Source organism: Pantoea sp. EEL5 (genome assembly GCF_049892805.1).
Lineage (GTDB): Bacteria > Pseudomonadota > Gammaproteobacteria > Enterobacterales > Enterobacteriaceae > Pantoea > Pantoea ananatis.
Genome location: NZ_JBNDNJ010000002.1, coordinates 230,308 through 256,569 on the forward strand (window position 1 = coordinate 230,308; position 26,262 = coordinate 256,569).

Here is a 26,262-nt window from a genome sequence, read left to right on the forward strand (position 1 = left end):
TATTTGCGTGTTTCAGGTAAATAACTCTGTAATGACTGTTTAGATAGTGCCCGGGCTTGTGTTTTATCTGTGTCATCCCAATCTGCAAAAGGAACCAAACGATGAAGGACAATAAAACATCACCTGTGACTTTCACAAAAAATGATGTAGAAATTATTGCACGTGAAACGGCCTACGACGGTTTTTTTTCCATCGTTCGCTACCGTTTTCGCCATCGTCTGTTTAAAGGCGGCATGAGCGGAGAAGTGACGCGTGAAGTTTTTGAGCGCGGCCATGCTGCCGTCCTGCTACCTTATGATCCCATCCGTGATGAAGTGGTGCTGATTGAGCAGATCCGCATTCCGGCCTTCGACTGCAGCCCAACGCCCTGGCTGCTGGAAATGATTGCGGGCATTATTGAACCCGGTGAAACTCCGGAACAGGTGGGGCGCCGTGAAGCATCAGAAGAAGCCGGTCTGACCGTTGGCCGGGTGAAGCCCGTGTTGAACTATCTTGCCAGCCCGGGCGGCACCAGCGAACGTTTATCGGTTATGGTGGGAGAAGTGGATGCCGGCCTGGCAACAGGATGCCATGGTCTGGAGGAAGAGAATGAGGATATTCTTGTGCATGTCGTAAGCCGTGAACAGGCTTACCACTGGGTGGAACAGGGGATTATTGATAACGCGGCATCTGTCATCGCCTTGCAATGGCTGGCACTGCACCATAAAGAACTTCGAGAAGAGTGGACGCAAAAATGAAACAGCGCTATATCCCTGATTTCCCCGAGATGATGCGGCTGTGCGAAACCAATTTCGCCCAGTTACGCCGTCTGCTCCCGCGCGATGACGAGGCAGGCGCATCGGTTAGCTATCAGGTGAGCGGCGCCCGCTATCAGTTAACAATAGAAGAATCAACACGTTACACTACTCTGGTTGAAATTCGCCAGACGGCACCGGCGGTGAGTTACTGGAGCCTGCCTTCCATGTCTGTCAGGCTGTATCATGACGCCATGGTCGCTGAAGTGTGTTCAACACAGCAGATCTATCGGTTTAAAGCGCGTTATGATTACCCGAATAAAAAGATGAATCAGCGTGATGAAAAGCATCAAATCAATCAGTTCCTCGCTGACTGGTTACGCTACTGTCTGACGCATGGCGCCATGGCAGTACCGGCTTGCTGATACGTATAATGCATTGAACGGCGTAGAGACGAAGGAAACGCTTTGGATAGCCTGCTAACTCTTCCTGCGGCAACAGAATCTGGGGTGCGGATTCTGCAAGTGACGGACACGCATTTGTTCGCAGGAAAACACGAATCGCTGCTGGGAGTGAATACCTGGTCGAGTTATGACGCCGTGCTGGACGCGATCATCGCACAACAGCGCGACTATGATCTCATTGTGGCCACCGGCGATCTCTCTCAGGATCACTCGGTCGAAGCCTATCAGCATTTTGTTGAGGGCATTTCGCGCCTGCCAAAACCCTGTGTCTGGCTGCCGGGTAATCATGATTTCCAGCCCGCAATGGTGGATACGCTGGCCAGGGCCGGCATCAACGCGCATAAGCATGTGCTGGTGGGCGAACACTGGCAGGTCGTGCTGCTGGACAGTCAGGTCTTCGGCGTGCCTCATGGCATGTTAAGCGACTATCAGCTCGACTGGCTTGATAACGCCCTCGCGCGCTTTCCCCTGCGTCATACGCTGGTGCTGCTGCACCACCATCCGCTTGCTTCAGGCTGCACCTGGCTTGATCAACACAGTTTGCGCAATCCCCATCAGCTTGATGCCGTGTTACAGCACTATCCGCTGGCAAAGACACTGGTGTGCGGCCATATCCATCAGGAAATGGATGTGGCGTGGCACGGTCGCCGCGTGCTGGCCACGCCTTCCACTTGCGTGCAGTTCAAACCGCACTGCACCAGCTTTACCATTGATACCCTTGCGCCAGGCTGGCGCTGGTTTACGCTGCACAATGACGGTCAGCTTGATACAGAAGTGAACCGGCTCAGCACTCAGGCGTTTTGCCCCGATCTTGATGCCGAAGGATACTGACGGATGAAGGCGCTGCTTTACCTGCACGGCTTTAACAGCTCCCCGCGCTCAGCGAAAGCGACGCTGTTCAAACAGTGGCTGAGTCACAATCATCCCGACATAGAGATGATTGTGCCGCAGCTTCCCACTTTTCCGGCCGAGGCCGCGGCGATGCTGGAAGACATCGTGTTAAGTCACAGCGGGCGTGAAATGGGCCTGGTGGGCTCCTCGCTGGGCGGTTACTACGCGACGTGGCTGTCCCAGTGCTTTATGTTGCCTGCAGTGGTCGTCAACCCTGCCGTGCGGCCGTTCGAGTTGCTGGTGGATTTTTTAGGGGAGAATCAGAATCCCTACACCGGTCAGCAATATGTGTTAGAGTCTCGCCACATTTACGATCTGAAAGTGATGCAGATTGAACCGCTGGAAGCACCTGATTTGTTGTGGTTGCTACAACAAACCGGCGATGAAGTGCTCGATTACCGCCAGGCGCTCGACTACTACAGCGCGTGCCGTCATACGGTGGAAGAGGGCGGAAATCATGCATTTACTGGATTCGAACGCCATTTCCCGCAAATTCTGGACTTTCTGGGCCTGAATCACGCTTGAGTAACGCGGAAATCGCAACCATTTTCTTCTTCTAATCAGACAGTTACCATGAGTCAATCAAGCTATAATGCGGGTGACATTGAGGTCCTGACTGGCCTTGAGCCGGTTCGCCGTCGCCCGGGAATGTATACCGATACGACGCGCCCTAACCACTTGGGTCAGGAAGTGATTGATAACAGTGTCGATGAGGCACTGGCGGGCCATGCCAGGCGCGTAGAAGTGATTTTACATGCCGATCAGTCGTTAGAAGTGACTGACGACGGACGCGGCATGCCGGTGGATATCCATCCGGAAGAAGGCGTCCCGGCCGTTGAGCTCATCCTGTGCAGGCTGCACGCGGGGGGTAAATTCTCTAATAAAAACTACCAGTTTTCCGGTGGCCTGCACGGCGTCGGCATTTCGGTGGTCAATGCCCTCTCTAAACGTGTTGAAGTCAACGTGCGGCGTAATGGTGAGATCTACAGTATCGCCTTCGAAAACGGTGAAAAAGTGCAGGATCTGACCGTCACGGGCACGGTTGCGAAGCGCAACACCGGCACCAGCGTCCATTTCTGGCCGGATGAGCACTTCTTTGACAGCCCGCGCTTCTCGGTGTCCCGCTTATCACACCTGCTTAAGGCGAAAGCCGTGCTGTGTCCAGGGGTGGAAATTGTCTTCAAAGACAAGCTGAACAATACCGAACAGCGCTGGTGCTACGAAGATGGTCTGACGGATTACCTGTGCGAAGCCGTCAACGGCCTGCCAACCCTGCCAGAGAAGCCCTTCGTCGGAACCTTTGCCGGTGATATCGAAGCGGTGGACTGGGCATTACTGTGGCTGCCGGAAGGCGGTGAGCTGCTGACCGAAAGCTATGTGAACCTGATTCCCACCATGCAGGGCGGTACCCATGTCAACGGTCTGCGTCAGGGATTGCTGGATGCCATGCGTGAGTTTTGTGAATACCGCAATATCCTGCCGCGCGGCGTCAAACTGTCCGCAGAGGATATCTGGGATCGCTGCGCCTATGTGCTGTCAGTAAAAATGCAGGATCCGCAGTTTGCAGGCCAGACAAAAGAGCGTTTATCCTCGCGCCAGTGCGCCGCCTTTGTGTCTGCCGTAGTAAAAGATGCCTTTAGCCTGTGGCTGAATCAGAACGTGCAGGCGGCAGAACAGCTGGCGGAGCTGGCGATCTCCAGCGCCCAGCGCCGTATGCGCGCAGCCAAAAAAGTGGTGCGTAAAAAACTGACCAGCGGCCCGGCACTACCGGGTAAGCTGGCAGACTGCACTGCGCAGGATCTGAATAAAACCGAACTCTTCCTGGTGGAAGGGGATTCGGCGGGCGGATCGGCGAAACAGGCGCGCGATCGCGAATATCAGGCGATCATGCCGCTTAAAGGTAAGATCCTCAATACGTGGGAAGTCTCGTCCGATGAAGTGCTGGCCTCGCAGGAGGTGCACGATATTTCGGTGGCGATCGGTATCGATCCCGATAGCGAAGATCTCTCACAGCTGCGCTACGGCAAAATCTGTATCCTTGCTGATGCGGACTCGGATGGGCTGCACATCGCCACATTGCTGTGTGCGCTGTTTGTGAAGCACTTCCGCACCCTGGTAAAAAATGGCCACGTCTATGTCGCCATGCCGCCGCTGTATCGCATCGATCTGGGCAAAGAAGTGTATTACGCGCTGGATGAAGACGAGAAAGAGGGCGTACTGGAGCAGCTGAAGCGCAAGAAGGGCAAGCCAAACGTGCAGCGCTTTAAAGGGCTGGGTGAAATGAACCCGCTGCAGCTGCGCGAAACCACGCTCGATCCCAACACGCGCCGTCTGGTGCAGCTCACCGTCAGTGACGATGACATTGAACAGACTTTGCGGGTAATGGATATGCTGCTGGCGAAAAAGCGATCCGAAGATCGTCGTAACTGGCTGCAGGAAAAAGGCGATAAAGCGGATATTGAAGTGTAATCCGCAGCCTGATGGAAAAAGCCCCTGAACGGGGCTTTTTTTGTGCGTGTTCCGCCAGGATTATTTACCCGGCTCCAGCACCAGAATTTTCACGTCAGTCACATAGTCTTTAATCGCCGTACGATGGGCTTCCATATGCGGCATCTGCTGATGCTGATCAAGATGGCGCAGGGTTTCCCACTGCTCCAGCATAAAAATCGAATCAGGTGAATTGTGTTTCCAGGGCACCTGCGCCTGGTGATCGACCAGAGGGCTGTACTGATGGCAGCCTTCTTCTTCCAGCACGGTAGGGATCACCTGGTGAAACGCATCCAGCACTTTCTGACGACAGCCCGGCTTAACACAAATTTCAGCAACGACGGTTAACATTTACGTTTCCTCTTTCTGGGTGAAACGCTATTTAAGCAAAAATTTTGCTGAGATGCGTGCGATAACGTGCAATATCACGTGGAACATCCGGCTGTTTCATCACGTCGTTGCAGATAAAGGTCGGCAATGCTTCCATGCCCAGGAACTGATTCGCCTTATGGAAATGCAGATATAGTCCGTCAACGCCCACGCCTTCAAAGAACTGTTCAGGGTCGGTAAAGGCCTCCAGTGGTGCGTTCCAGGTCAGGGACAGCATATATTTTTTGCCCTGAATCAGTCCGCCTGAACCATATTTTTTTGCGCCGTCGGCACGGGTGCGGCCATCGCTGGCATACAGCTTACCGTGGCCGTCGGTGAAAACCTCGTCGATGTAACGTTTCACGGTCCAGGGTTCACCCATCCACCAGCCCGGCATTTGATAAATCACCACGTCACTGTCGAGATATTTTTGCACCTCATCGGCCACAACATACGCGTGGTCGGCAACGGTGATCGTGACCTCATGGCCCAGATCACGCAGCTGGCTGGCGGCCACCTCGGTCAGCGTATGATTCAGCTCGCCTTTCGAATGGGCGAAGGTTTTACCGCCATCGATAATTAAAATGTTACTCATTAAGCTTGTCTCCCGTATGCGTCAATGGGGGGTAGCTTAGGCTGTGGCGGGCGGGAGAAAAATGCGAGAATGATCACAACACTTTTGCGAATAGCGCAATAACCCCCGAGGTTATGTCACCATACCAGCGCAAACTCACTGTCGAAAAAAATACAATGATGAAAAAAACACTCGTAATCACGTTACTGCTGGTGGCTGGCGGCGCGCAGGCCCAGTCGCGTCTGGACAGCGTTCTTAACACCAAAACTCTGAAAGTCTGTACTACCGGGGACTACAAACCTTACAGCTTCCTGAAACCGGATGGCAGCTATGAAGGGCTGGATATCAGCATGGCTGAATCCCTGGCCGCGTCACTGGGGGCGAAGGTGCAATGGGTACCCACCACCTGGAAAACCCTGATGCAGGACTTTATCGCGAAGCAGTGCGATATCGCCTTGGGTGGCGTATCGGTCACGCTGAAGCGCCAGCAAACGGCCTGGTTTGCGCAGCCGCTGGGCGTGGACGGTAAAATTCCGCTGGTGCGCTGCGCCGACAAGGCGAAGTACCAGACGGTCGACCAGATGAACCAGTCCAGCGTGCGTCTGGTTGAGCCCGCGGGAGGCACTAACGAGGCGTTTGTTCACAGCCACTTACCTCAGGCTGCGTTAACGCTGTTTCACGATAACGTGACCATCTTTCAGCAACTGGTGGACAATAAAGCCGATGTGATGATCACCGATGCCTCCGAGGCGCTGTACCAGCAGAAACGCTTTCCGACGTTATGCGCGCTCAACCCGGATAAACCGCTCCAGTACGGCGAAAAGGCCTATATGATTCCACGTGATGATATGAGCTGGAAGCAGTATGTCGACCAGTGGCTGCACCTGAGCACCGCGACCGGGGAATATGCGCAGATCGCCCAGCAGTGGATGGGTGTGATGAAGTAAGGAGAAAGCAGAGGGTTTATCTGATGTGTTAACGCCGGGCTTCAAAACTGCAGATAGCCGTCCGAAACGGCGCACATGCGTCACTGTGCCCACAGCCACGGGAGCGGAACAGACAATTCGCAGCGCTGAGCAAAGCGAGGAAGCCAGAATTTGCCCGCAGGACGCGGGCAAAAAGCGGAGCCGGTACAGGAAGTACCGTCTCCGCTGGTTCGTCAGGCTGACGAACGCCGCGAAGGCACCGCGTTAGCGGCGCGAGGACGTCAGATTCGATACCGTGGCGGTGGGAACCGCACGGAACACCAACCACACATTTTTACCCTTCAGTACTCAATACAGCGACGCTTTTCCCAGTCCACCAAACAAATTCATTTTGTAGCGGATCACCGCTTTAGCGGCTTCAATCGCTTCGGGATAGATAACGTTTGGATCCCACCAGGTTTCGCGGGTTAAGACTTCGCGCACCTTCTGGAAATAGGCATATTTCATATCGCTGGAAATATTGATTTTACCGACGCCCAGCGTAACCGCCTCCGCCACTTCGGCATCGGGATTCGCCGAACCGCCGTGCAAGACCAGCGGAATGGACACGCGTTGCGAGATATCCCGCAGAATATGCATTTGCAGTTCGGGCTTCATATCTTTGGGATAGATACCGTGCGCCGTGCCTATTGCCACCGCTAAAGTATCCACGCCGGTGCGCTGCACAAAGTCTTCCGCCTGCGCGGGATCGGTGTAAATCACTTTACTGACGCCGCCCTCTACCGAGGTGCCGGTATCGCCAATGGTCCCCAGTTCGCCCTCGACAGATACGCCCACCGCGTGCGCCAGCTTCACTACCTCTTTGGTCAGCGCCACGTTTTCTTCATAGGGCAGCAGCGAGCCGTCAATCATGACCGATGTAAAGCCACACTGAATAGCGCGCAGCACGTGGGCAACCGAAGCACCATGATCCAGATGCAGGGTAAAGGGCACGGTACTTTTCAGAGTGCGCTCCCGAACATAGCCAAAAAACGCATCCGTCACGAACGCCAGTTCGCTGGGGTGAATAGAGATAATGGCCGGAGTTTGTGTGGCTTCGGCTTCTTCCACCACCGCGCGGATAAAACAGCTGTCGGCCACGTTAAATGCGCCTATAGCAAAGCGGTGTTGGCGGGTGGGGCTTAACATCTCTTTCATTGAAATCAACATGTTAAATCTTCCTCAGCTTGTTTTACGACAAAGGGATGCCCTGCGCTGACGTTCAGAGACGCGCACCGGGTTACAGCAGAAAAAAATCAGATCTGATTAGCGGAGCCGGAACAGCTCAGATAGTCATGTACGACTTCGCAGCAGGCGGCCTCCATCAGCGCCAGCAGATCAGGCAGCTCAGCAGCGGGATGCTGCTTAAGCGCCTGATGGAGCGCCTGCTTGCCTGCATCAAAGACCGCCGCGCCAACGTTAATCTTGGCGACGCCGTGCTGACTGACGCGTCGAATATCGTCGGCTGGCGTGCCGCTGCCGCCGTGCAGCGCCAGAGGAACCGGCGAAACCCCATGCAGCGCAGCCAGACGCTGAAAGTCGATTTGCGGTTTGACGCCAGCGGGATAGAGCCCGTGCGCGGTCCCAACCGACACAGCTAACAGATCGATGCCCGTCTGTTGCAGAAAGGGCACCACGTCCGCCACCTGGGTCATTTTCACCGCAGCGTCTGCCAGCGCATAGGTTGGGGCATCGGCGATATGCCCCAGTTCGCCCTCCACACAAACCCCGGCGGTATGCGCCATCTCGACCACTTTTGCCGTCTGGCGAATATTTTCTGCCAGCGGCTCGGAGGAGGCATCGATCATCAGTCCGGTAAACCCGGCGCGAAAGGCCTGTCCAATCAGCGGAAAGGCTTTTCCGTGGTCAAGCGCCAGCGCGATCGGCACGCGGGCATTCGCTGCCAGCGCCTGAACCAAGGGCACGGCGACAGCGGGCGGGAAATGGCGGCTGTGCCCCTGATAAACATTCAGGATCAGGGGCGCGCGTTGCTCCTCCGCCGCCTTCACTGCTGCACGTGCGCTCTCCAGATTGAAACAGTTGATGGCCAGTACCGCATACTGATTACGGGCAGCCCGTGCGATCAGGTCGTTCATTGCCGCGTACATACGCACTCCTTATTCCAGTGTGAATTTAATGTCGTCGTCGCGAACGCTGTGGTCTTCCACGTCGTCAAACTCTTCGTCGGCTTCGGTCACCGGCTTTTTCAGCAGCGATAGCATCACGCCACAGATCGTGCTGCCGATACCGAGCGCCAGGCAGAACAGCCAGGGTTTGGTGAAGAGGGGCACTACGAACATGCCGCCGTGAGGCACGGGCGCTTCGACGCCCCAGACCATAATCAGGCCGCCGGCGACGGCGGAAGCCACCACACAGCTGCCGACGACACGAAGCAGATCGCGGGCGGCAATCGGGATCACACCTTCAGTGATCATGCAGATCCCCATGGGAAAGGCCGCCTTCAGCGCCTCTTTTTCCGCGCGGGTGTACTTATGGCGGGTTAACAGCCAGGAAAGGGTGATACCAAAGGGCGGGATCATCGAACCGACAAATTTGACCGCTTCCGGTCCGTAAATACCGTCGACCAGCATGCCATCCGCGAACAGCGACATGGTTTTATTGACCGGCCCGCCAAAGTCGAAGGTGGCCATCGCCCCCAGAATGGCGCCCATAACGAACTTCGAACCGCCCTGCATGGATTCCAACAGCGCAATCAGCGCCTTCTGCAACCAGACGATGGGCTGGCCGATGAAGGTCATCATCAAAAGCCCGGCGATAATGGTGCTCAGCACCGGTAACACCATGATCGGCATCAGGCCCTGCATCGACTGCGGCAGCCGAATGCTGCGGCGCAACAGAATCACCGTATAACCCACCAGGAAGCCGCCAAGGATGCCGCCGATAAAACCCGTGCCGATCTGGCCGCAGATAAAGCCTACGATTAAGCCAGGCGCAAAGCCCGGCCTGTCGGCAATCGAGTAGGCGATGGCGGCGCTAATCAACGGCACGATCAATCCCATGCCCCAGCCGCCCATCTGGTTCAGCATCCAGGCAATCGTGCCGGGATGTTTGCCTACGTCCGGACCACCGATGACCTGGCCCAGCGCGATACAGATCCCGGCGGCGACAATCAGCGGGATCATCCAGGAGATCCCCGTCAACAGATGACCTTTGATCTCCTGTCCGTACTGTCTTTTGTTATCGTTCATTGTGGATCTCCTCAGGCACGCGCCAGTGAATCCGCCACTTTTTCCAGAAACTTAATCGGCGACTTGATCACCACTTCAGTTTTCACCCTGACGATCGGTTTGCCGCGAAAGCGTTCCTCACCGTTGATCTTGACATCCACCGCCAGAATGACGACATCGGCGGCGGCGATGGTTTCCGTATCGAGGGCGTTTTCAGTACCAATGGTGCCCTGCGTTTCCACGTGGATGGTGTGACCAAGGGCATGGGCTCCCTTGATCAGTTTTTCGCGCGCAATGTAGGTATGCGCGATACCCGCCGTGCAGGCGGCAACACAGACAATGTTCATGGTCTACCTCGGACGTGTAGGATTAACAGAGGTCGGTTTCGGCGTACTGACTGAACAGCCGAATGATTTCGCTGGGGTCGTTTTCCACCAGCAACTGCGCAATCACCTCATCATCGGCCAGCGCACTGGCCACCTGGGACAGCAGGCGAATATGGGGGGTATTTTGATCTTCAAGGCGAACGGCAAACAGGATGATGCAGCGCACCTGGCTGCCATCCAGCGTTTCCCAGGGAATATCCTGCTGGCTGCGCCCAATGGCTAACGTGGTCTGTTTCACGGCTGACGATTTCCCGTGGGGAATGGCAATGTGATTTTCAAACCCTGTCGATCCCTCTGCCTCGCGTAGCCAGACATCCTTGATAAAGGCCTGTTTATCGCTAATCGCACCGTCACTGAACAGCAAATCGGTCAGTTCAATGATGGCCTCCTCTTTACTGCTGGCTTGCAGGTTGAGATTGACGCGGCGTGGCGTAAGAATGCGAGAAATATCCATCAGTCAGACCTCATTCAGTTAATGTTCTGCCAGGGCGCTGTTAACGGCCTTCGGCAGTTGGCTGCCAATCATGGCGTCAGTCACACGGCGAATATCGTCGTCATTGAAAAACGCGGTCACATACACGGTAGGAAACAGCGAGGTGTCGAGGTGAATAGTCGAGATCACCAGATCAACCGGCTCCTGTTGGCAAAAATCGCCGAGGTTACTGGCCGAAATGACGCCCGCAATAATCCAGTCCGGGAACGCGCGCAGAATACGGCTCTTCAGGAGATGCGAGGTGCCGACGCCGCTGGAACAGACCAGCAAAATGCGTTTATGGGCGATTTGCCGTTCCAGCGCGGCCTGAAAATGGACACATAAATAGCCCACTTCGTCGTCCGCAATCGACCCGTAATGAAAACGCGCGGCGGTAAGCTGCATGGCCCGCTGAGTCAGCGTAAAAATTTCACTCAGCTCCGTTTTAATATCATCGAGCAATGGATTACGAATGCTAATATGATATTTCAGCCGGTTAAGTAATGGCTTAATATGGAAAAGTAAACCTTCAAATAATAAAGGATCGGCAGTGAGGTCCTGTTGAATAAGTTCTGAGAAGCAGCGAATTAATTCAACCGTAATATTACGCGAGGCTTCATTCGATAATTGATATTGCGGCAACATATCGCTGCCGCGTTCTTCAACCACAATGCCCGACGAAATAATGTACTGATAAATAAATCCGACTTCATCCGCCGGCACTGACTGGTCTAAACGTTGTTCAACCTGTCGCACCATCTGACGGGCAATCTTCAGAATGCGATTATCCATTTCCTGAGCGCTCAGCTCTAAGGGCAGAGATAAAGCCTTACCCTGCGACATGCGGTGGATCATAATCAGGATGTGGGTGGACAGATTGATGTAGTACGCATCGCTCAGTGGATAGCCAAGCTGCTGCTCCATCTGCTGCAGTAAGGTCTGCACAAACGCCACATCCTCCTCGCCAAAATAGTGGATCAGCGCCTGGTAACTGCCCGGGTCCAGCCGCGGTAGCGCCGTGTTACTGCCACCGTTATGCTGCATAACATCGTTAATCAGCGATACCATCGCCTGACGTAATGCCTGCTCACTGCCTTCGACATGCGTACCGCTCTGACTTCTTACCAGCGCCAGCGCCAGCGGTTGTAGCCACTCTTCAATGACCTTTAAATCGTTGACGATAGAAGCGTGACTAATGAAATAGCGTTCAGATAACTTACTGATGGAGGTTTCACGCGGCGCATCCCTCAGCAGCTGTGACAGAATTTTCACCCGGCGTGCATTGTTGCTTAAACCTTCAGACCAGTTCTCTTCACTGGCCAGATGCTGCTGTAATCGCAGGCGTTGCGCGATATCCTCGGTTTGCAGTATCACGCTGCGACCGGGCAGCTTGATCAGCTGTGCCTGCCAGGCGCCCAGCCAGATTTCCAGGCTTTGCAAATCGCGATAAATACTTTTTTCAGAAACGGTCAGCTGCTGGGCTAATTGCGTTAAAGCCAGCGGCGTACCCGCCTGCAGCAGTAATTTCAGTAACCGGTGTTGTCGTGAAGTCAGATTCTGCATTCAGTCACCTGTCTATTATTTCGTTAGCGGTGCTTAAGTGGCAATTCGTTAAATCCAACCTGGAAAAAAATAAAAGTGTGTAACAGCGTTAAAATTGAATGTAGGGCGTGGAAGGCGAATCAACAATACTAAATGTTGTCCCCGAAACGGGACAGGATTAATACGCTATAACGTCGCCGGTAATTAATTGCGAGCGCGGTCACAAACTATTAGAAATAAGACATTCGGCATTTTGTCCTGAGGCGGATTTTCCGCGATCGGTCAACCGGGAAAAAACCCCAGGCCTGACTGCGTCTGGCCTGTGACTAACACCCACGAATAAGGTACTATCCTCGCCAAACAACCGCCGGGTGATCCGCCGTTGCGGGTCACGATGTGAGGATGAGGACTTAATGAGCGAATTGACGCAGGATGGTGCAGAGCGTCTTGCCCTGCATACGTTTACTGAGAATGCGTACTTAAATTACTCCATGTACGTCATCATGGACCGCGCGCTGCCTTATATTGGCGACGGTTTAAAGCCCGTGCAGCGCCGCATTGTCTATGCCATGTCAGAGCTGGGGCTGAACGCCACCGCCAAATTTAAAAAATCCGCCCGTACCGTCGGTGACGTGCTGGGTAAATACCATCCTCATGGCGACAGTGCCTGCTATGAAGCCATGGTACTGATGGCACAGCCGTTCTCCTACCGCTATCCGCTGGTCGATGGCCAGGGAAACTGGGGCGCGCCGGACGATCCTAAATCTTTCGCCGCCATGCGTTATACCGAGTCGCGCCTGTCGAAGTATGCCGAAGTGCTGCTGGGCGAGCTGGGGCAGGGCACGGCTGACTGGGTGCCGAACTTTGACGGCACGATGCAGGAGCCCAAGATGCTGCCGGCGCGGCTGCCGAACATCCTGCTGAACGGCACCACCGGCATTGCGGTGGGCATGGCAACGGATATTCCGCCGCACAACCTGCGTGAAGTGGCGCAGGCCGCTATCGCCCTGATTGACGATCCGAAAACCAGCCTGGATGCGCTGCTGGAAATCGTGCAGGGCCCGGATTTCCCGACTGAAGCCGAGATCATCACGCCTCGTGACGAGATTCGCAAAATCTATCAGAACGGACGCGGTTCGGTGCGTCAGCGCGCGGTGTGGAAAAAAGAAGACGGCGAAGTGGTGATCACCGCGCTGCCGCATCAGGTATCCGGTGCGCGCGTGCTGGAGCAGATCGCCAACCAGATGCGCAACAAAAAGCTGCCGATGGTAGAGGATCTTCGTGACGAATCCGATCACGAAAACCCCACCCGGCTGGTGATCGTGCCGCGATCCAATCGCGTCGATCTTGAGCAGGTCATGAACCACCTGTTCGCCACCACCGATCTGGAAAAAAGCTATCGCATCAACCTCAATATGATCGGCCTGGATAACCGTCCGGCGGTAAAAAACCTGCTGGAGATCCTGTCTGAATGGTTAGTGTTCCGTCGTGACACCGTGCGCCGCCGTCTGAACTACCGTTTAGATCGCGTGCTGCGCCGTTTGCATATCCTTGACGGTTTGCTGGTGGCGTTCCTCAATATTGATGAAGTGATTCATATCATCCGTACCGAGGACGAGCCGAAACCGGTACTGATGTCGCGCTTTGACATTAGCGAAACCCAGGCTGAAGCGATCCTTGAACTCAAGCTGCGTCATTTGGCCAAGCTGGAAGAGATGAAGATTCGCGGCGAGCAGAGCGAGCTGGAAAAAGAGCGCGATCAGCTGCAGGCGATTCTGGCGTCCGAACGCAAAATGAATACGCTGCTGAAAAAAGAGCTGCAGGCAGACAGCAACAATTTTGGCGACGACCGCCGTTCACCGCTGCGTGAGCGTGAAGAAGCGAAAGCGCTGAGTGAAACCGAGCTGGTGCCGTCCGAGCCTGTCACCATTGTGCTGTCGCAGATGGGCTGGGTGCGCAGTGCGAAAGGACATGACATCGACCCGGCAGGGCTGAGCTACAAAGCGGGCGACAGCTATCTGGCGGCGGCGCGCGGCAAGAGTAACCAACCTGTGGCCTTTATCGATTCCACCGGACGCAGCTATACGCTGGATCCCACCTCGCTGCCGTCGGCACGCGGGCAGGGCGAGCCGCTGACCGGTAAGCTGACGCCACCGCCGGGTGCCGTTATGGAGCAGGTGCTGATGGAGCCGGAAGAGCAGCGTTTGCTGATGGCGTCTGATGCCGGATACGGTTTCATCTGTACCTTCAACGATCTGATTTCGCGCAACCGTGCGGGTAAAGCGCTGCTGACGCTGCCTGAAAATGCCCGCGTGATGACGCCCATGGCTGTCCATCACGAAGATGACATGCTGCTGGCCATTACGCAGGCGGGCAGGATGTTGATGTTCCCGGTCGGCGAGCTGCCGCAGATGTCAAAGGGCAAGGGCAACAAGATTATCTCGATTCCGTCTGCGGATGCCGCGTCGGGAGCGGATAAACTGGCCTGGCTGATGATCCTGCCACCGGGCAGTGCGATTACGCTGCACGTGGGCAAACGCAAGCTGCTGTTACGCAGTGAAGAGTTGCAGAAGTTCCGTGCCGATCGCGGCCGTCGTGGCACACTGCTGCCGCGCGGCCTGCAAAAAATTGATCGGGTCGAACTGGATGCGCCGGCACGTCCCGGCAGCGCGGACAGCGACGCGTAATTCACCCGGCTGGCCCCGGCCAGCCGTGTCACATTGAGGAAAATATGTTACTGATATTACGCACTATTATCGTAGTGATTTATTCAATATTGCTGAGTTTTTTTGGCTGTATCTGGTGCCTGTTCTCGCCACGTAATCCGCGCCACGTTGCGACCTTTGGTCACCTGTTTGGCAAATTATCGACGCTGTTTGGGCTTAAAGTTGAGCTTCGTCGCCCCGAAGGCGCGGATAACTACGGCAACGCGATTTACATCGCTAACCACCAGAACAACTACGATATGGTCACCGCAGCCAAGATTGTGCAGCCAACAACGGTCACCGTCGGTAAAAAAAGCCTGTTGTGGATACCTTTTTTTGGTCAGCTTTACTGGCTGACCGGCAACCTGCTGATCGATCGTGACAACCGCGCCAAAGCACACGGGACGATCGGTGAGCTGGTGGATCAGTTTAATAAAAAACGCATCTCCTTCTGGATGTTCCCGGAGGGCACGCGCAGCCGTGGTCGTGGGTTGTTACCCTTTAAAACCGGGGCATTTCATGCCGCCGTTGCCGCAGGCGTGCCGATCATTCCGATTGTAGTATCGAATACTCACGGCAAGATTAACCTCAACCGCCTGAAAAACGGACTGGTGATTGTGGAAATGCTGCCGCCGGTGGACGTGAAACAATTTGAATCCTCTTCGGTGCGCAAGCTGGCGACTCACTGCCGGGAATTGATGGCGGCCAAGCTGGAAGAGCTGAACGCCGAAGTCGAAGAACGCGAAAAAAACGGTAAAATCTAACCGATTAGCCCTTTATCGGACTATTCTGCATGGATGCCCCACGGCGAGTCAGCATGACGTTGCTCGCCGTGCACGCAGCACAGCAATGACAGCAATAAAAACAGAGTTGGCGGTTCAGCGCCACGCGTAAAAGGTCTGAAATTCAATGTCTTTCAGCAGACGTCAGTTTATCCAGCTTTCTGCCGGTGCGGCGCTCAGTGCCGCGCTTGTGCCTCATGCGGCGCGTGCCGCTTCTGCGGGCGGTGATACGCCCCTGCCTGTCCCGCCGCTACTGGAATCTCGCCGCGGTCAGCCGCTGTTTCTGACCCTGCAGCGCAGCCACTGGTCGTTTAACGGCGATAACAATAAAGTCCCGGTCTGGGGCATCAACGGCATGTACCTCGGCCCCACGGTGCGCGTGTACAGCGGTGATGATGTCAAACTGATTTACAGCAACCGCCTCAATGAACCCGTTTCAATGACGGTCAGCGGCCTGCAGGTGCCGGGCGCACTGATGGGCGGCGCGCCGCGCATGATGTCAGCCGGGGTCGACTGGGCGCCGGTTTTACCCATTCGCCAGAGTGCCGCGACCTGCTGGTATCACGCCAACACGCCAAATCGCATGGCTCCGCACGTGTACAACGGCCTGGCGGGTATGTGGCTGATTGAGGATGACATCAGCAAGCAGCTACCTTTGCCGAAACACTATGGCGTGGATGATTTCCCCCTGATTATTCAGGATAAACGGCTGGATAACTTTGCCACGCCGGTTTATGACCCACCGGGCGACGGCGGTTTTCTCGGCGATACGCTGCTGGTCAACGGTGTGCGTAACCCTTTTGTCGAGGTATCACGTGGCTGGGTCCGTCTGCGGTTGCTGAACGCCTCCAATGCGCGGCGTTATGAACTGAGCCTCAGTGACAACCGGCCCTTCACGGTGATTGCCAGCGATCAGGGCTTTCTGCCGTCACCCGTCGCCGTACAGCGCTTAACTCTGGCGCCGGGCGAACGGCGTGAAGTCTTAGTGGATATGTCGCAAGGGGATGAAGTCTCCATCACGGCAGGCACGGCGGCGGGCATTATGGATCGTTTGCGCGGTTTCTTTGAGCCCTCCACGATCCTGACCTCAACGCTGGTGCTTACGCTGCGGCCTACCGGCCTGCTGCCGCTGGTGACGGATAACCTGCCGATGCGTTTGCTGGCCGATCAGATTCTGGATGGCGCCTCGGTGCGCACGCGTGAGTTCCGCATTGGCGACAGCCTGCCGGGCATCAATGGTGCCGTCTGGGATATGAACCGCATTGATTCTACCGCACAGCAGGGCACGTTCGAACGCTGGATTATTCGCGCCGATCGTCCGCAATCTTTCCACATCCAGGGGGTTATGTTCCTGATTAAGAGCGTAAACGGCGCTCAGCCCATGGGCGAAGATCGCGGCTGGAAGGACACGGTCTGGGTGGACGGAGACGTAGAGCTTCTGGTGAGCTTTACGCAAAGTTCTTCTGAGCATTTTCCGTTTGTCTATCACAGCCAGACGCTGGAACTGGCGGATCGCGGCACGGCAGGTCAGCTGCTGACGCAACCTACGCTGTCTTAGCGGCACACGTGCTTCAACAGGGCAGGAGAGCCTCTCCTGCCCGTGCCCTTCGGAGATTAAAACCGAAGAAGCTGCAGCATCAACTGGGGCATCTGGTTGGCCTGAGCCAGCATCGCTACGCCGGCCTGCTGTAAAATCTGCGCCTGTGACAGCGCCGATACTTCTGTCGCGTAATCAACATCCTCTATCCGGCTCCGTGCGGCAGTGAGATTGGTCACCATGCTCCCCAGGTTGGCGATAGCGGACTGAAAGCGGTTCTGGTCTGCCCCCATCATGCTGCGTTGCGTGTCAACGAACTGAATCGCCCGGTCAATATCAGTCAGAGGCGAGTTCCCCGTCGCTGTCCCGTTCGCTCCGCCAGTCACTGCGCCTTTCAGAACGTCAAAACCCTCTGCGGCAACCGTACGTGCGGCCCCGTTAACGGTGTCACCTGATGTCATCTGCCGGACGTTGAGCGTGGTGCCGGTTGTTCCCGCTTTTAGCAGGTTGTACCGGTCACTCGAGTCAATATCGATGCTGATGGTTTCACCGTCTTCCGCACCGACCTGAAAGCGATACTCGGACGCACCCGATCCGGTATTCAGCACCTTAATGCCATTGAAATCCGTTTGCGCCGTAATGCGGTTAATTTCCTCCATTCGCTGGTTCACTTCGGTCTGAATCGAGTCGATATCCGCAGCGGAGTTGCTTCCATTTTGTGCCTGTACCGTCAGGTCGCGTATACGTTGCAGGTTGTTATTTATTTCATCGAGCGCGCCCTCAGCGGTTTGTGACAGCGAAATACCCTCACCGGCGTTTCGGGTGGCAACCGTCATTCCGTTGATCCTTGAGGTCAGACGGTTAGCTATCGCCATCCCGGCAGCATCATCTTTAGCGCTGTTAATGCGGAGTCCGGAAGAGAGGCGTTCAATGGCCGTCGACATCGCGTTTTGCGAAAGGAAAAGGTCATTCTGAACGATCAATGACAGGATATTGGTATTGATAACCGACATGACAGGCTCCTGGGTTGATAACGTTACGCTTTACTTCACTGCGCCTTAATGCCGCGATCCCTTGAACGGGGGCGGGCAGGCAGCAGAGCCAGGCTAAAAGATCATAACGTTAATCATTATCACCCCGGTTATCAGACCGGCACAGTCAGTCAGCCCGGCGGTGTGTTGCAAAGCGTGTCGCGCTAACAGGGAACGGGGCCACCAGCAGGCTAAGCCCGTTTTTAAACGGCACAGATAACCGTATTGCTGGCGGATAGGGCAAGGTTTTAGAGGGGGGATTTGACTTAACGAGGCGCAGGATGTGGCGATGTGCTGGCGAGACGCTCATCTTGTGCCGGAGAAGACGAATGCGCCTGACGCAGGCTGATCATCAATGATGTCCTTTGACACAGATTTTAAAAAATCTTAAAACTCCCCGTTCCCGCGCAGCCATAAAAAAAGCCTCCCCCAGCCGGGAGAGGCGATGCGTACCCATTCTCTTGTTAAGTCGAGGCAGGCGATGGTCAGCCGTTGAACGTATCCGGGTCAGGCCCGAGGCGATTACCGCTGTCCAGCTTCGCAATCTCGCTCATTTCTGTCTTATCCAGACGGAAATCAAACACCTTGAAATTTTCTTCAATGCGCGCAGGCGTGACGGATTTAGGGATCACCACCAGGCCGCTGTCCAGGTGCCAGCGGATGACGATTTGCGCCGGGGTTTTACCGTATTTTTTCGCCAGCGATTTGATGATGTCCTGATCGAATACGCCTTCACCGCCCTGGGCCAGCGGACTCCAGGATTCAGTCTGAATCTGGTGCATGGCGTTCCAGGCATGGAGCGTGCGCTGTTGCAGCATGGGATGCAGCTCGATCTGGTTGATGACCGGAGTCACGCCCGTCTCTTCCAGCAGTCGCTTCAGGTGCGGCTGATTAAAGTTGCACACGCCGATGCTCTTCACCAGGCCCTGCTGCTGCAGTGCGATCATGTGTTTCCAGGCTTCAACGTAGTGATCATTCTCAGGACACGGCCAGTGCATCAGATAGAGGTCAACCTGATCCAGCTTGAGTTTTTCCAGGCTGGTTTCCAGCGCCTGCTGAACGTTTTGCTGGTCGCTGTTCCACAGCTTGGTCGTGACAAAGATATCGTCACGCGCGACCTCCGTTTCCTGTAGCGCCTGACCTATGGCTTCTTCATTTTTATACGCGGCGGCGGTATCAATTGAGCGATAGCCGACCTCCAGCGCTTTCAGCACGGCATGACGGGCATCTTCGACGCTGGCTTGCCACACGCCAAGTCCCAGTTGCGGCATCATGTTACCATCGTGCAGTTTGATAATGGGTTGGTCTGCCATAACATGCTCCTTACATTTGCAGTAAACCAGTGAATCCTCGCTGTGCTTAAGTCTAGCTAACAATTTTCAGGCTGCCTGTGAACCGCACAGGATAACCCTGCCTGATCCTGTAAACTTCTTGCCTGATTCTCCATTTTGCTGGCGAATTAACCAGGCGCGCGGCAAACTGCTGTTTTATTTTCTGGAGTGATTATGCCTCACGACGCATTGTGCCAACGTCTGGCTCAGCAGGTGGTCACGCTGATGACACATGGCCGTCACCAGCGCTGTCCGGTAGAAAACGTTTCTCTGATCTACGCCGATCAGTATCGTCCGCGCACGCCCATCATGTATCAGCCGGGCATCGTCATTCTGTTTCAGGGCGGTAAAACCGGCTATCTCGGCAGTACGGTTTTTCAGTACGACGCCACAAAATATTTAATGCTGACCGTGCCCTTGCCGGTCGAATGCGAAACCTGGGCCTCACCGGAGCAGCCGTTGGCCGGAATGTGTTTACGCGTGGACACGGCCAGTCTGCAGGATCTGCTGATGGATATAGGTGACGACGAAGGGTTTCAGCCACAGCCGCTCACCTCCGGTATTCACTCCGGCTGGTTAACCGAGCCCATGTTGTGTGCCGCAGAACGCCTGCTGGATGTGATGACGCAGCCGCGCGATGCGCGCGTGCTGGGGCCGCATATTGTGCGGGAGATTATTTATTACGTGCTGACCGGGCCGATAGGCGGCGCGCTGCTCTCGCTGGTGAGTCGGCAGACGCAGTTCAGCCAGATCGCCCGCGCGCTGCGCCGCATTGAGAATCACTATGCCGATAACCTCAGCGTGGATGCGCTGGCGGCGGAAGTGAACATGAGCGTGTCGGCGTTTCACCATAACTTTAAGGCCGTCACGCAGACGTCGCCGTTACAGTACCTTAAACGTTATCGTCTGCATCAGGCGCGGTTGCTGATGTTGCACGATGGCCTGAAAGCCAGCGTGGCGGCCGTGCGGGTTGGCTATGAAAGTCCGTCGCAATTTTCGCGTGAGTTTAAACGCTATTTTGGCGTGACGCCGGGAGAGGAAGTGAATCGGGTGCGCCAGACGGTGGCCGAACCGCCCGCCTGACGCTACCCGCTGTCAGGCGTGTTTCTGGCGACGTTTTTTCCAGATCACGATGACGCTGCCGACCAGGCCGACCACCAGTAGCACCATCGGCAGTATCATCAGGATCGCCATGACCTGATCTTCATGACGTTTGATAAAGGGCACCTGGCTGATACCGTAACCCAGCGTGACCACGATGCCGACCCAGAGCAGGCCGCTGAGCCAGTTAAACAGCTGGAAACGGGCATTAGACAGTCCGGAAATGCCCGCCATGGTAGGCAACAGGGTACGAATAAACGCCAGAAAGCGGCCAACCAGAAGCGCCATCAGACCATGGCGGTTGAACATATTCCAGGCGCGTTGATGATATTGCGCCGGCAGCTGCATCAGCCAGCTCTTCACCAGCTTCGTGTTGCCCAGCCAGCGCCCCTGCAGATAACTCAGCCAGCAGCCCAGACTGGCGGCGACCGTGAGTATCACCAGCGTCGGGAAAAAGTCCATCACGCCTTTAGCCACCATGGCACCGGCCAGTAGCAAGAGGCTGTCGCCAGGCAAAAAAGAGGCAGGTAACAAACCATTTTCCAGGAATAGCGTCATAAACATTACGCTGTAAACGATCCAGACCACTTCTGGATTGGCCAGCGCGGCAAAGTCCTGATGCCAAAGCGCGTGCACAATCTCGTGTAAAACACCCATTAGCTATCCCATTACGTCAAAATGAAACTCAATTGTTCTGTTCAGACCTGGCTGACCTCTTACTTCCCGCCACAGCATTGCGCGGTGAAGGGGTAAAATGTTGCGGTTCTTCTGCTGACTGAACACTTTTTTATAGATCGAATGTTAACAGCTAACCAGCCATGACCGGGTGTAATATCACGACGGTCGGCGCCTGGTTTATATCATGTTTACTATTTTAGCGCGTCAGGCGATCAAAGCCTGCCTCAAGATCGACCAGCAGGTCATCGACATGCTCAAGACCAATGTGGAGCCGTATCAGCGTCCCCTCAAAGTCAACGCCACCGGCCGGGCGAATGGCCGCTAACTCTTCGGGCTGGTTGGCTAAAATCAGTGACTCATATCCACCCCAGGAATAAGCCATGCTGAAGTGATGAAAATGGTCGAGATAATTCGCCAGCTGTTCACGGCTCAGTTTTTGCCGCAGCACGAATGAAAATAAACCGCTGCTGCCGGTGAAGTCACGCTGCCAGAATGCATGCCCGCGGCACGAGGGCAGCGCCGGATGGTTAACCCGCGCCACTTCAGGGCGCGCAGAAAGCCACTCTGCTACCTGCAGCGCACTCTCTTCATGCTGGCGCAGGCGCACGCCCAGCGTACGTAAGCCACGGCTTGCCATGTAAGCCGTATCGGCATCCACCATCTGGCCCATCAGGTAGCTGTTTTCGCGCAGTTGATCCCAGCAGCGGGCGTTGGCGACAGCGGTGCCAATCATGGCGTCACTGTGGCCGATCAGGTATTTCGTTCCAGCCTGAATAGAAATATCCACGCCCAGGGCCAGCGGGCTGAACAGCACGCCTGCCGCCCAGGTGTTGTCGATCATAATGATGGCGTCTGGCGCTTTAGCGCGTATCGCCGCAACGATAGCCGGCACGTCCTGCACTTCCATGGTGATGGAGGCAGGAGATTCCAGGAAAACCACGCGGGTATTGGGCTGAACCAGCGCGGCAATGTCGTGACCAATACAGTGATCAAACCAGGTGGTCGAGACCTGGAGCTTGCTGAGTATTTTTGTGCAGAAGTCCTGAGTCGGTTCGTAAACGGCGCCGCTCATTAAAATGTGGTCGCCCGCTTCGACAAACGCGAGGATGGCATTGGAGACGGCTGCTGCGCCGCAAGGATAGAGAACACAGCCTGCGCCGCCCTCCAGCTCCGTCATGGCATCCTGCAAGGCGAAATGCGTCAGGGTGCCGCGACGGCCGTAAAACAGTTCGCCCTTCGCGCGCCCTGCGGTGGCCCGTTTTTTCTCTGCAACGCTATCGAAAACCAGTGAAGAGGCTCGCTGAATGACCGCATTCACCGAGCCTTGGGTATAACGCTTGTTGCGTCCAGCGCTGACGAGGGTGGTATCAATTTTTTTCGTGGTCATAACTCTCTACTTTGCCGCTTGCAACTCAGCCTTCACGTTACCACGAATTTTGTAGCGACGTTGAGGGGCAAAACAGATTATTGACGCAGCAGCAGGGAGATTTCCCGGGCCGCCTCCTGCAGCAGCGGCAAATGGTGCTGGCGCAGCGTATCGGCAGAAACCTGCCCGGCATGCACGCCCACGTTGAGCGCGGCCACTATTCGGCCCCCCGGCGCGCTGAGCGGCACGGCGAGAGATCGCAGCCCGATTTCCAGTTCCTGATCGTTAATGGCGTAGCCCTGCTGCCTGACGCGCGCCAGTTCTTCACGCAGCGCGCTGCTGCTTACCAGCGTATGACTGGTATAACGCAGCTGAGTCAAGCGCGCCAGGTAATCGTTAAGCGGTTCACTGGCCAGGCCGCTTAACAGCACTCTTCCCATGGAGGTGGTGCTGGCAGGCAGGCGGCTGCCGATGTGCAGGTCAATCGTCATAATGCGCGATGCCGACGCACGGGCGATGTAGAGAATGTCGTCCCCGTCCAGTACCGCCATCGAACAGGACTCGTTCAGCGTCTGGCTGAGCTGACGCAAAACCGGCTGCGAGGCGCTGGCAAGCGGCGTTGCGCCTAACCAGTTGTGGCCGAGAGAGAGCACGCGCGGACGCAGTTCAAAGTTTTTGCCATCCTCCGCATACACAAACCCCAGCTTGCTCAGCGTATACAGACAGCGCCGCACGGCCGCACGGGGAATGCCCGTACGCTGACTGATTTGCGACACGGACATCAGGCGGCGCTGTGGCGTAAACGCCTGTAGCACTTCCAGTCCCCGCGCCAGGGAGGCCATAAAATTGGGATCGCCTTTCCAGGGATCGCTGTTACCGCGCAGTCGTTGTTGTTCATCCGTCATGGTTTTCTCCTGTCAGTGGCTGGATGCGCGCACGCCTGTGTGCGCGATCACAATGTCCTGTTTTATCTCGTCAATGACCGATAATCGCACACTATTTCGATTATCGGTATTGTTTGCTGTCACAGAGCGATCTACTTTTTGGCTATTCACGACAAGCCGGCCTGTGCCGGGCGAAAGGAAGAGCAGATGATCGATAAAAGTGTGGCAACGCTGGCAGAGGCCGTTGCGGTGATACCGGACGGGGCCAGCATCATGATTGGCGGATTTGGACCCGCAGGCCAGCCCCTGGAGCTGATTGATGCGCTGATTGACCATGGCGTGCGTGGGCTGACGGTGATCAGCAACAACGCGGGCAACGGCGAAAGTGGCCTGGCCGCGCTGCTGAAGGCCGGCTGTGTTGAGAAGATGATTTGCTCTTTTCCCCGCCAGGTCGATTCCTGGGTGTTCGACGAACGCTATCGCCGGGGAGAAATTGCACTGGAGCTGGTGCCGCAGGGCAACCTTGCCGCCAGAATGCAGGCGGCAGGGAGCGGGCTGGGGGGGATTTTCACGCCAACCGCCTTTGGTACACCGCTGGCGGAGGGCAAAGAAACCCGTGAAATCGACGGTCGTCATTACGTATTTGAAAAGCCGCTCAAGGCTGATTTTGCCCTGATCAAAGCGCATCAGGGCGACCGCTGGGGCAACCTTGTTTACCGCAAAGCGGCACGAAATTTTGGTCCGGTGATGGCGATGGCCGCTACGACCACGATTGCGCAGGTGGCAGAACTGGTGCCGCTCGGCCAGCTCGATCCTGAAAACGTCGTCACGCCGGGCATTTTTGTGCAGCGGCTGGTGGCCGTGGCTAATCCCGTAACCCTGACCCTTTCCGCCTGAGGAGTAGGCTATGCAAAAACTCACCCGAGACCAACTGGCACAGCGCGTGGCGCGCGATATTCCTGAGGGTGCCTACGTCAATCTGGGCATCGGCCTGCCCACCCGCATTGCCAACTATCTGCCTGCGGATAAAGAGATCTTCCTGCACAGCGAGAATGGGCTCCTCGGCATGGGGCCCGCTCCCGTCGCCGGAGAGGAGGATCCGGAGCTGATCAACGCCGGGAAAGAGCAGGTAACGCTGCTGCCCGGCGGCTGTTTTTTCCACCACGGCGACTCGTTTGCCATGATGCGCGGCGGGCATCTGGATATCTGCGTGATGGGGGCCTATCAGGTGTCTGTTGGCGGCGATCTGGCTAACTGGAGCACCGGGGCGCAAGACGCGATTCCTGCTGTAGGCGGGGCGATGGATCTCGCCATCGGCGCGCGCAAAGTCTATGTGATGATGGATTACCTGACCAAAAAAGGGGAGTGCAAGCTGGTCAAACAGTGCAGCTATCCGCTTACCGGTCTGGGCTGCGTCAGTCGTCTCTATACCGATATGGCCGTGATCGATATTACCCCACAGGGCCCGCTGGTGGTGGAGTGCTGCCCCGGGCTGAGTTTTGATGCGCTGCAGGCGTTAACGCCGGTGCGTTTATTGCAACCTGAACTGGCTACCGCCTGAGGAGAAGCTGATGCAACAGGCGTTTATCTGCGATGCACTCCGTACGCCCTTTGGCCGTTACGCGGGCGCGCTTGCCAGCCTGCGTGCTGACGATCTGGCTGCTTTACCCTTAGCGGCGCTGTTAGCCCGCCAGCCGGCTTCGGTGGCGCAGGCTATTGACGATGTGATTTACGGCTGCGCAAATCAGGCGGGAGAAGACAACCGTAACGTGGCGCGCATGGCGCTGTTACTGGCCGGGCTGCCGTCCAGCGTGCCGGGCACCACGCTCAACCGTTTATGCGGCTCGGGGCTGGATGCCATCGGCACGGCGGCCCGGGCGATCAAATGCGGTGAGGCCGAAATAATGATAGCGGGCGGCGTGGAGAGCATGTCTCGCGCGCCCTTTGTGACCGGCAAAGCAGACAGCGCGTTTAGCCGTTCCCTGAAAATGGAAGACACGACGATGGGATGGCGCTTCATCAACCCGCAGATGCGCGCTCGCTTTGGTGTCGAAACCATGCCGGAAACGGCAGAAAACGTAGCGCGTGATTTCGCTATCAGCCGCGCCGATCAGGATGCTTTTGCCCTACGTAGTCAGTTGCGTACCGCCCGGGCGCAGGAAATGGGGCTGTTTAGTGACGAACTGATGGCGGTGAGCATCCCGCAGCGCAAAGGCGAAGCCCTGACCGTCACCTGTGACGAGCATCCGCGCAGCACCTCGCTGGCGGCGCTGGCGGGCTTAAAAGGCGTGGTCAGCCCGGACGGCAGCGTGACGGCGGGTAACGCATCAGGCATTAACGACGGCGCTTGCGCCTTGCTGCTGGCAAGCGAGCGCGCGGCGGCAGAACATGGACTCACGCCGCTGGTGCGGATTGTGGCGATGGCGGCCTGTGGCGTGGAGCCGCGCATTATGGGCTATGGTCCGGTGCCTGCCGTGCGTAAAGTGCTGGCTCAGAGTGGCCTGACGCTGGCGCAAATGGACGTGATCGAATTAAATGAGGCTTTCGCTGCCCAGGCGCTGGCGGTGACGCGCGCACTGGGACTGGCCGATGATGCTGCCCATGTGAATCCCAACGGCGGCGCGATTGCGCTGGGACATCCGCTGGGCGCGTCAGGCGGCAGGCTGGCCATGACCGCAGCGTATCAGCTGCGGCGCACGGGCGGCCGTTACGCGCTGTGCACCATGTGCGTGGGCGTGGGGCAAGGCATCGCACTCATTCTGGAACGGGTATAAC

General features: G+C 56.2%; 26 protein-coding genes. 13 read left to right on the forward strand and 13 right to left on the reverse strand.

Annotated features, from left to right (window positions below; genetic code table 11):
* The first annotated feature begins 101 nt into the window (after positions 1–101).
* The 5 genes from nudF to parE are packed head-to-tail and all read left to right on the forward strand — an operon-like array spanning position 102 to position 4,558.
* A complete protein-coding gene (nudF, locus tag ACPXSQ_RS12670; RefSeq protein ID WP_013027242.1) occupies positions 102–737 on the forward strand; it encodes an ADP-ribose diphosphatase in 636 nt (211 codons plus the stop codon).
* A complete protein-coding gene (locus ACPXSQ_RS12675) occupies positions 734–1,159 on the forward strand; it encodes a DUF1249 family protein (protein ID WP_014605031.1) in 426 nt (141 codons plus the stop codon). Before nudF ends, ACPXSQ_RS12675 begins: the two co-directional genes overlap by 4 nt.
* Positions 1,160–1,201: 42 nt before the next feature.
* Entirely contained in the window at positions 1,202–2,029 is an 828-nt protein-coding gene (cpdA, locus tag ACPXSQ_RS12680; protein ID WP_014605032.1) for a 3',5'-cyclic-AMP phosphodiesterase, read from the forward strand.
* 3 nt (positions 2,030–2,032) lie between these two features.
* Positions 2,033–2,614 carry an esterase YqiA gene (gene yqiA, locus ACPXSQ_RS12685; protein WP_013027239.1) on the forward strand — a complete coding sequence of 194 codons (582 nt, stop codon included), beginning with the start codon at positions 2,033–2,035 and terminating at the stop codon, positions 2,612–2,614.
* A 48-nt stretch (positions 2,615–2,662) separates the two neighbouring features.
* On the forward strand, positions 2,663–4,558 hold the full coding sequence (gene parE / locus ACPXSQ_RS12690) for a DNA topoisomerase IV subunit B (RefSeq protein ID WP_014594634.1): 1,896 nt from the start codon (positions 2,663–2,665) through the stop codon (positions 4,556–4,558).
* A gap of 60 nt (positions 4,559–4,618) precedes the next feature.
* On the opposite strand, the gene ACPXSQ_RS12695 is transcribed toward parE, so the two are convergent.
* Together ACPXSQ_RS12695 and ACPXSQ_RS12700 are read right to left on the reverse strand one after the other, a co-directional pair.
* On the reverse strand, positions 4,619–4,927 hold the full coding sequence (locus ACPXSQ_RS12695) for a putative quinol monooxygenase (RefSeq protein WP_013027237.1): 309 nt from the start codon (positions 4,925–4,927) through the stop codon (positions 4,619–4,621).
* Positions 4,928–4,958: 31 nt separating this feature from the next.
* Complete coding sequence (locus ACPXSQ_RS12700; protein WP_014594633.1) at positions 4,959–5,540, reverse strand: NAD(P)H-dependent oxidoreductase; 582 nt, start codon at positions 5,538–5,540, stop codon at positions 4,959–4,961.
* Positions 5,541–5,653: 113 nt separating this feature from the next.
* On the opposite strand from ACPXSQ_RS12700, the gene ACPXSQ_RS12705 reads away from it, so the two are divergent.
* Positions 5,654–6,466, forward strand: a complete 813-nt coding sequence (locus ACPXSQ_RS12705) for a transporter substrate-binding domain-containing protein (RefSeq protein ID WP_426143956.1) — start codon at positions 5,654–5,656, stop codon at positions 6,464–6,466.
* A 327-nt stretch (positions 6,467–6,793) separates the two neighbouring features.
* Here ACPXSQ_RS12705 and ACPXSQ_RS12710 read toward each other — a convergent pair whose 3' ends face one another.
* From ACPXSQ_RS12710 to ACPXSQ_RS12735, 6 genes are all read right to left on the reverse strand, one after another.
* A complete protein-coding gene (locus tag ACPXSQ_RS12710) occupies positions 6,794–7,654 on the reverse strand; it encodes a ketose-bisphosphate aldolase (RefSeq protein ID WP_014605034.1) in 861 nt (286 codons plus the stop codon).
* Positions 7,655–7,740: 86 nt separating this feature from the next.
* Positions 7,741–8,592, reverse strand: a complete 852-nt coding sequence (locus ACPXSQ_RS12715) for a class II fructose-bisphosphate aldolase (RefSeq protein ID WP_014605035.1) — start codon at positions 8,590–8,592, stop codon at positions 7,741–7,743.
* A 9-nt stretch (positions 8,593–8,601) separates the two neighbouring features.
* Entirely contained in the window at positions 8,602–9,693 is a 1,092-nt protein-coding gene (locus ACPXSQ_RS12720) for a PTS fructose transporter subunit IIC (protein ID WP_013027233.1), read from the reverse strand.
* 11 nt (positions 9,694–9,704) lie between these two features.
* Positions 9,705–10,019, reverse strand: a complete 315-nt coding sequence (locus ACPXSQ_RS12725) for a PTS fructose transporter subunit IIB (protein ID WP_013027232.1) — start codon at positions 10,017–10,019, stop codon at positions 9,705–9,707.
* A gap of 22 nt (positions 10,020–10,041) precedes the next feature.
* Positions 10,042–10,512 carry a PTS sugar transporter subunit IIA gene (locus ACPXSQ_RS12730; RefSeq protein WP_014594631.1) on the reverse strand — a complete coding sequence of 157 codons (471 nt, stop codon included), beginning with the start codon at positions 10,510–10,512 and terminating at the stop codon, positions 10,042–10,044.
* A gap of 18 nt (positions 10,513–10,530) precedes the next feature.
* Positions 10,531–12,093, reverse strand: a complete 1,563-nt coding sequence (locus tag ACPXSQ_RS12735; RefSeq protein WP_015699499.1) for a BglG family transcription antiterminator — start codon at positions 12,091–12,093, stop codon at positions 10,531–10,533.
* Between the two features lie 392 nt (positions 12,094–12,485).
* Here ACPXSQ_RS12735 and parC point away from each other — a divergent pair, with 392 nt between their 5' ends.
* From parC to ftsP, 3 genes are all read left to right on the forward strand, one after another.
* Positions 12,486–14,759 carry a DNA topoisomerase IV subunit A gene (gene parC / locus ACPXSQ_RS12740; protein ID WP_014605037.1) on the forward strand — a complete coding sequence of 758 codons (2,274 nt, stop codon included), beginning with the start codon at positions 12,486–12,488 and terminating at the stop codon, positions 14,757–14,759.
* Between the two features lie 44 nt (positions 14,760–14,803).
* Positions 14,804–15,541: a 1-acylglycerol-3-phosphate O-acyltransferase gene (locus ACPXSQ_RS12745; protein WP_014594628.1), complete on the forward strand. Its 738-nt coding sequence runs from the start codon at positions 14,804–14,806 to the stop codon at positions 15,539–15,541.
* Positions 15,542–15,686: 145 nt separating this feature from the next.
* Positions 15,687–17,117, forward strand: coding sequence for a cell division protein FtsP (ftsP, locus tag ACPXSQ_RS12750; protein WP_013027227.1), 1,431 nt, complete (start codon positions 15,687–15,689; stop codon positions 17,115–17,117).
* Positions 17,118–17,173: 56 nt separating this feature from the next.
* Here the strand turns inward: ftsP and ACPXSQ_RS12755 are convergent, their stop codons facing one another.
* Together ACPXSQ_RS12755 and dkgA are read right to left on the reverse strand one after the other, a co-directional pair.
* On the reverse strand, positions 17,174–18,109 hold the full coding sequence (locus ACPXSQ_RS12755; protein ID WP_014594627.1) for a flagellin: 936 nt from the start codon (positions 18,107–18,109) through the stop codon (positions 17,174–17,176).
* 503 nt (positions 18,110–18,612) lie between these two features.
* The gene (gene dkgA, locus ACPXSQ_RS12760; protein WP_014594626.1) at positions 18,613–19,440 is read right to left on the reverse strand and encodes a 2,5-didehydrogluconate reductase DkgA; all 828 of its coding nucleotides are present in this window, start codon (positions 19,438–19,440) and stop codon (positions 18,613–18,615) included.
* A gap of 192 nt (positions 19,441–19,632) precedes the next feature.
* Here dkgA and ACPXSQ_RS12765 point away from each other — a divergent pair, with 192 nt between their 5' ends.
* Complete coding sequence (locus ACPXSQ_RS12765; protein ID WP_014605038.1) at positions 19,633–20,541, forward strand: AraC family transcriptional regulator; 909 nt, start codon at positions 19,633–19,635, stop codon at positions 20,539–20,541.
* A 12-nt stretch (positions 20,542–20,553) separates the two neighbouring features.
* On the opposite strand, the gene ACPXSQ_RS12770 is transcribed toward ACPXSQ_RS12765, so the two are convergent.
* From ACPXSQ_RS12770 to ACPXSQ_RS12780, 3 genes are all read right to left on the reverse strand, one after another.
* Complete coding sequence (locus ACPXSQ_RS12770; RefSeq protein ID WP_013027223.1) at positions 20,554–21,216, reverse strand: DedA family protein; 663 nt, start codon at positions 21,214–21,216, stop codon at positions 20,554–20,556.
* A gap of 217 nt (positions 21,217–21,433) precedes the next feature.
* Entirely contained in the window at positions 21,434–22,624 is a 1,191-nt protein-coding gene (metC, locus tag ACPXSQ_RS12775) for a cystathionine beta-lyase (protein ID WP_013027222.1), read from the reverse strand.
* 77 nt (positions 22,625–22,701) lie between these two features.
* A complete protein-coding gene (locus ACPXSQ_RS12780; protein ID WP_013027221.1) occupies positions 22,702–23,508 on the reverse strand; it encodes an IclR family transcriptional regulator domain-containing protein in 807 nt (268 codons plus the stop codon).
* A gap of 186 nt (positions 23,509–23,694) precedes the next feature.
* On the opposite strand from ACPXSQ_RS12780, the gene ACPXSQ_RS12785 reads away from it, so the two are divergent.
* The 3 genes from ACPXSQ_RS12785 to pcaF are packed head-to-tail and all read left to right on the forward strand — an operon-like array spanning position 23,695 to position 26,261.
* Complete coding sequence (locus ACPXSQ_RS12785) at positions 23,695–24,384, forward strand: 3-oxoacid CoA-transferase subunit A (protein ID WP_014594624.1); 690 nt, start codon at positions 23,695–23,697, stop codon at positions 24,382–24,384.
* Positions 24,385–24,394: 10 nt separating this feature from the next.
* On the forward strand, positions 24,395–25,048 hold the full coding sequence (locus ACPXSQ_RS12790; protein WP_013027219.1) for a 3-oxoacid CoA-transferase subunit B: 654 nt from the start codon (positions 24,395–24,397) through the stop codon (positions 25,046–25,048).
* A 10-nt stretch (positions 25,049–25,058) separates the two neighbouring features.
* Complete coding sequence (gene pcaF, locus ACPXSQ_RS12795; RefSeq protein ID WP_072138314.1) at positions 25,059–26,261, forward strand: 3-oxoadipyl-CoA thiolase; 1,203 nt, start codon at positions 25,059–25,061, stop codon at positions 26,259–26,261.
* The last annotated feature ends 1 nt before the right edge of the window (position 26,262 follow it).

Coding starts and splice junctions, on each gene's coding strand:
- nudF (WP_013027242.1), top strand. CDS start 102: ATGAAGGACAATAAAACATCACCTGTGACTTTCACAAAAAATGATGTA.
- ACPXSQ_RS12675 (WP_014605031.1), top strand. CDS start 734: ATGAAACAGCGCTATATCCCTGATTTCCCCGAGATGATGCGGCTGTGC.
- yqiA (WP_013027239.1), top strand. CDS start 2,033: ATGAAGGCGCTGCTTTACCTGCACGGCTTTAACAGCTCCCCGCGCTCA.
- parE (WP_014594634.1), top strand. CDS start 2,663: ATGAGTCAATCAAGCTATAATGCGGGTGACATTGAGGTCCTGACTGGC.
- ACPXSQ_RS12695 (WP_013027237.1), bottom strand. CDS start 4,927: ATGTTAACCGTCGTTGCTGAAATTTGTGTTAAGCCGGGCTGTCGTCAG.
- ACPXSQ_RS12700 (WP_014594633.1), bottom strand. CDS start 5,540: ATGAGTAACATTTTAATTATCGATGGCGGTAAAACCTTCGCCCATTCG.
- ACPXSQ_RS12705 (WP_426143956.1), top strand. CDS start 5,654: ATGTCACCATACCAGCGCAAACTCACTGTCGAAAAAAATACAATGATG.
- ACPXSQ_RS12710 (WP_014605034.1), bottom strand. CDS start 7,654: ATGTTGATTTCAATGAAAGAGATGTTAAGCCCCACCCGCCAACACCGC.
- ACPXSQ_RS12715 (WP_014605035.1), bottom strand. CDS start 8,592: ATGTACGCGGCAATGAACGACCTGATCGCACGGGCTGCCCGTAATCAG.
- ACPXSQ_RS12720 (WP_013027233.1), bottom strand. CDS start 9,693: ATGAACGATAACAAAAGACAGTACGGACAGGAGATCAAAGGTCATCTG.
- ACPXSQ_RS12725 (WP_013027232.1), bottom strand. CDS start 10,019: ATGAACATTGTCTGTGTTGCCGCCTGCACGGCGGGTATCGCGCATACC.
- ACPXSQ_RS12730 (WP_014594631.1), bottom strand. CDS start 10,512: ATGGATATTTCTCGCATTCTTACGCCACGCCGCGTCAATCTCAACCTG.
- ACPXSQ_RS12735 (WP_015699499.1), bottom strand. CDS start 12,093: ATGCAGAATCTGACTTCACGACAACACCGGTTACTGAAATTACTGCTG.
- parC (WP_014605037.1), top strand. CDS start 12,486: ATGAGCGAATTGACGCAGGATGGTGCAGAGCGTCTTGCCCTGCATACG.
- ACPXSQ_RS12745 (WP_014594628.1), top strand. CDS start 14,804: ATGTTACTGATATTACGCACTATTATCGTAGTGATTTATTCAATATTG.
- ftsP (WP_013027227.1), top strand. CDS start 15,687: ATGTCTTTCAGCAGACGTCAGTTTATCCAGCTTTCTGCCGGTGCGGCG.
- ACPXSQ_RS12755 (WP_014594627.1), bottom strand. CDS start 18,109: ATGTCGGTTATCAATACCAATATCCTGTCATTGATCGTTCAGAATGAC.
- dkgA (WP_014594626.1), bottom strand. CDS start 19,440: ATGGCAGACCAACCCATTATCAAACTGCACGATGGTAACATGATGCCG.
- ACPXSQ_RS12765 (WP_014605038.1), top strand. CDS start 19,633: ATGCCTCACGACGCATTGTGCCAACGTCTGGCTCAGCAGGTGGTCACG.
- ACPXSQ_RS12770 (WP_013027223.1), bottom strand. CDS start 21,216: ATGGGTGTTTTACACGAGATTGTGCACGCGCTTTGGCATCAGGACTTT.
- metC (WP_013027222.1), bottom strand. CDS start 22,624: ATGACCACGAAAAAAATTGATACCACCCTCGTCAGCGCTGGACGCAAC.
- ACPXSQ_RS12780 (WP_013027221.1), bottom strand. CDS start 23,508: ATGACGGATGAACAACAACGACTGCGCGGTAACAGCGATCCCTGGAAA.
- ACPXSQ_RS12785 (WP_014594624.1), top strand. CDS start 23,695: ATGATCGATAAAAGTGTGGCAACGCTGGCAGAGGCCGTTGCGGTGATA.
- ACPXSQ_RS12790 (WP_013027219.1), top strand. CDS start 24,395: ATGCAAAAACTCACCCGAGACCAACTGGCACAGCGCGTGGCGCGCGAT.
- pcaF (WP_072138314.1), top strand. CDS start 25,059: ATGCAACAGGCGTTTATCTGCGATGCACTCCGTACGCCCTTTGGCCGT.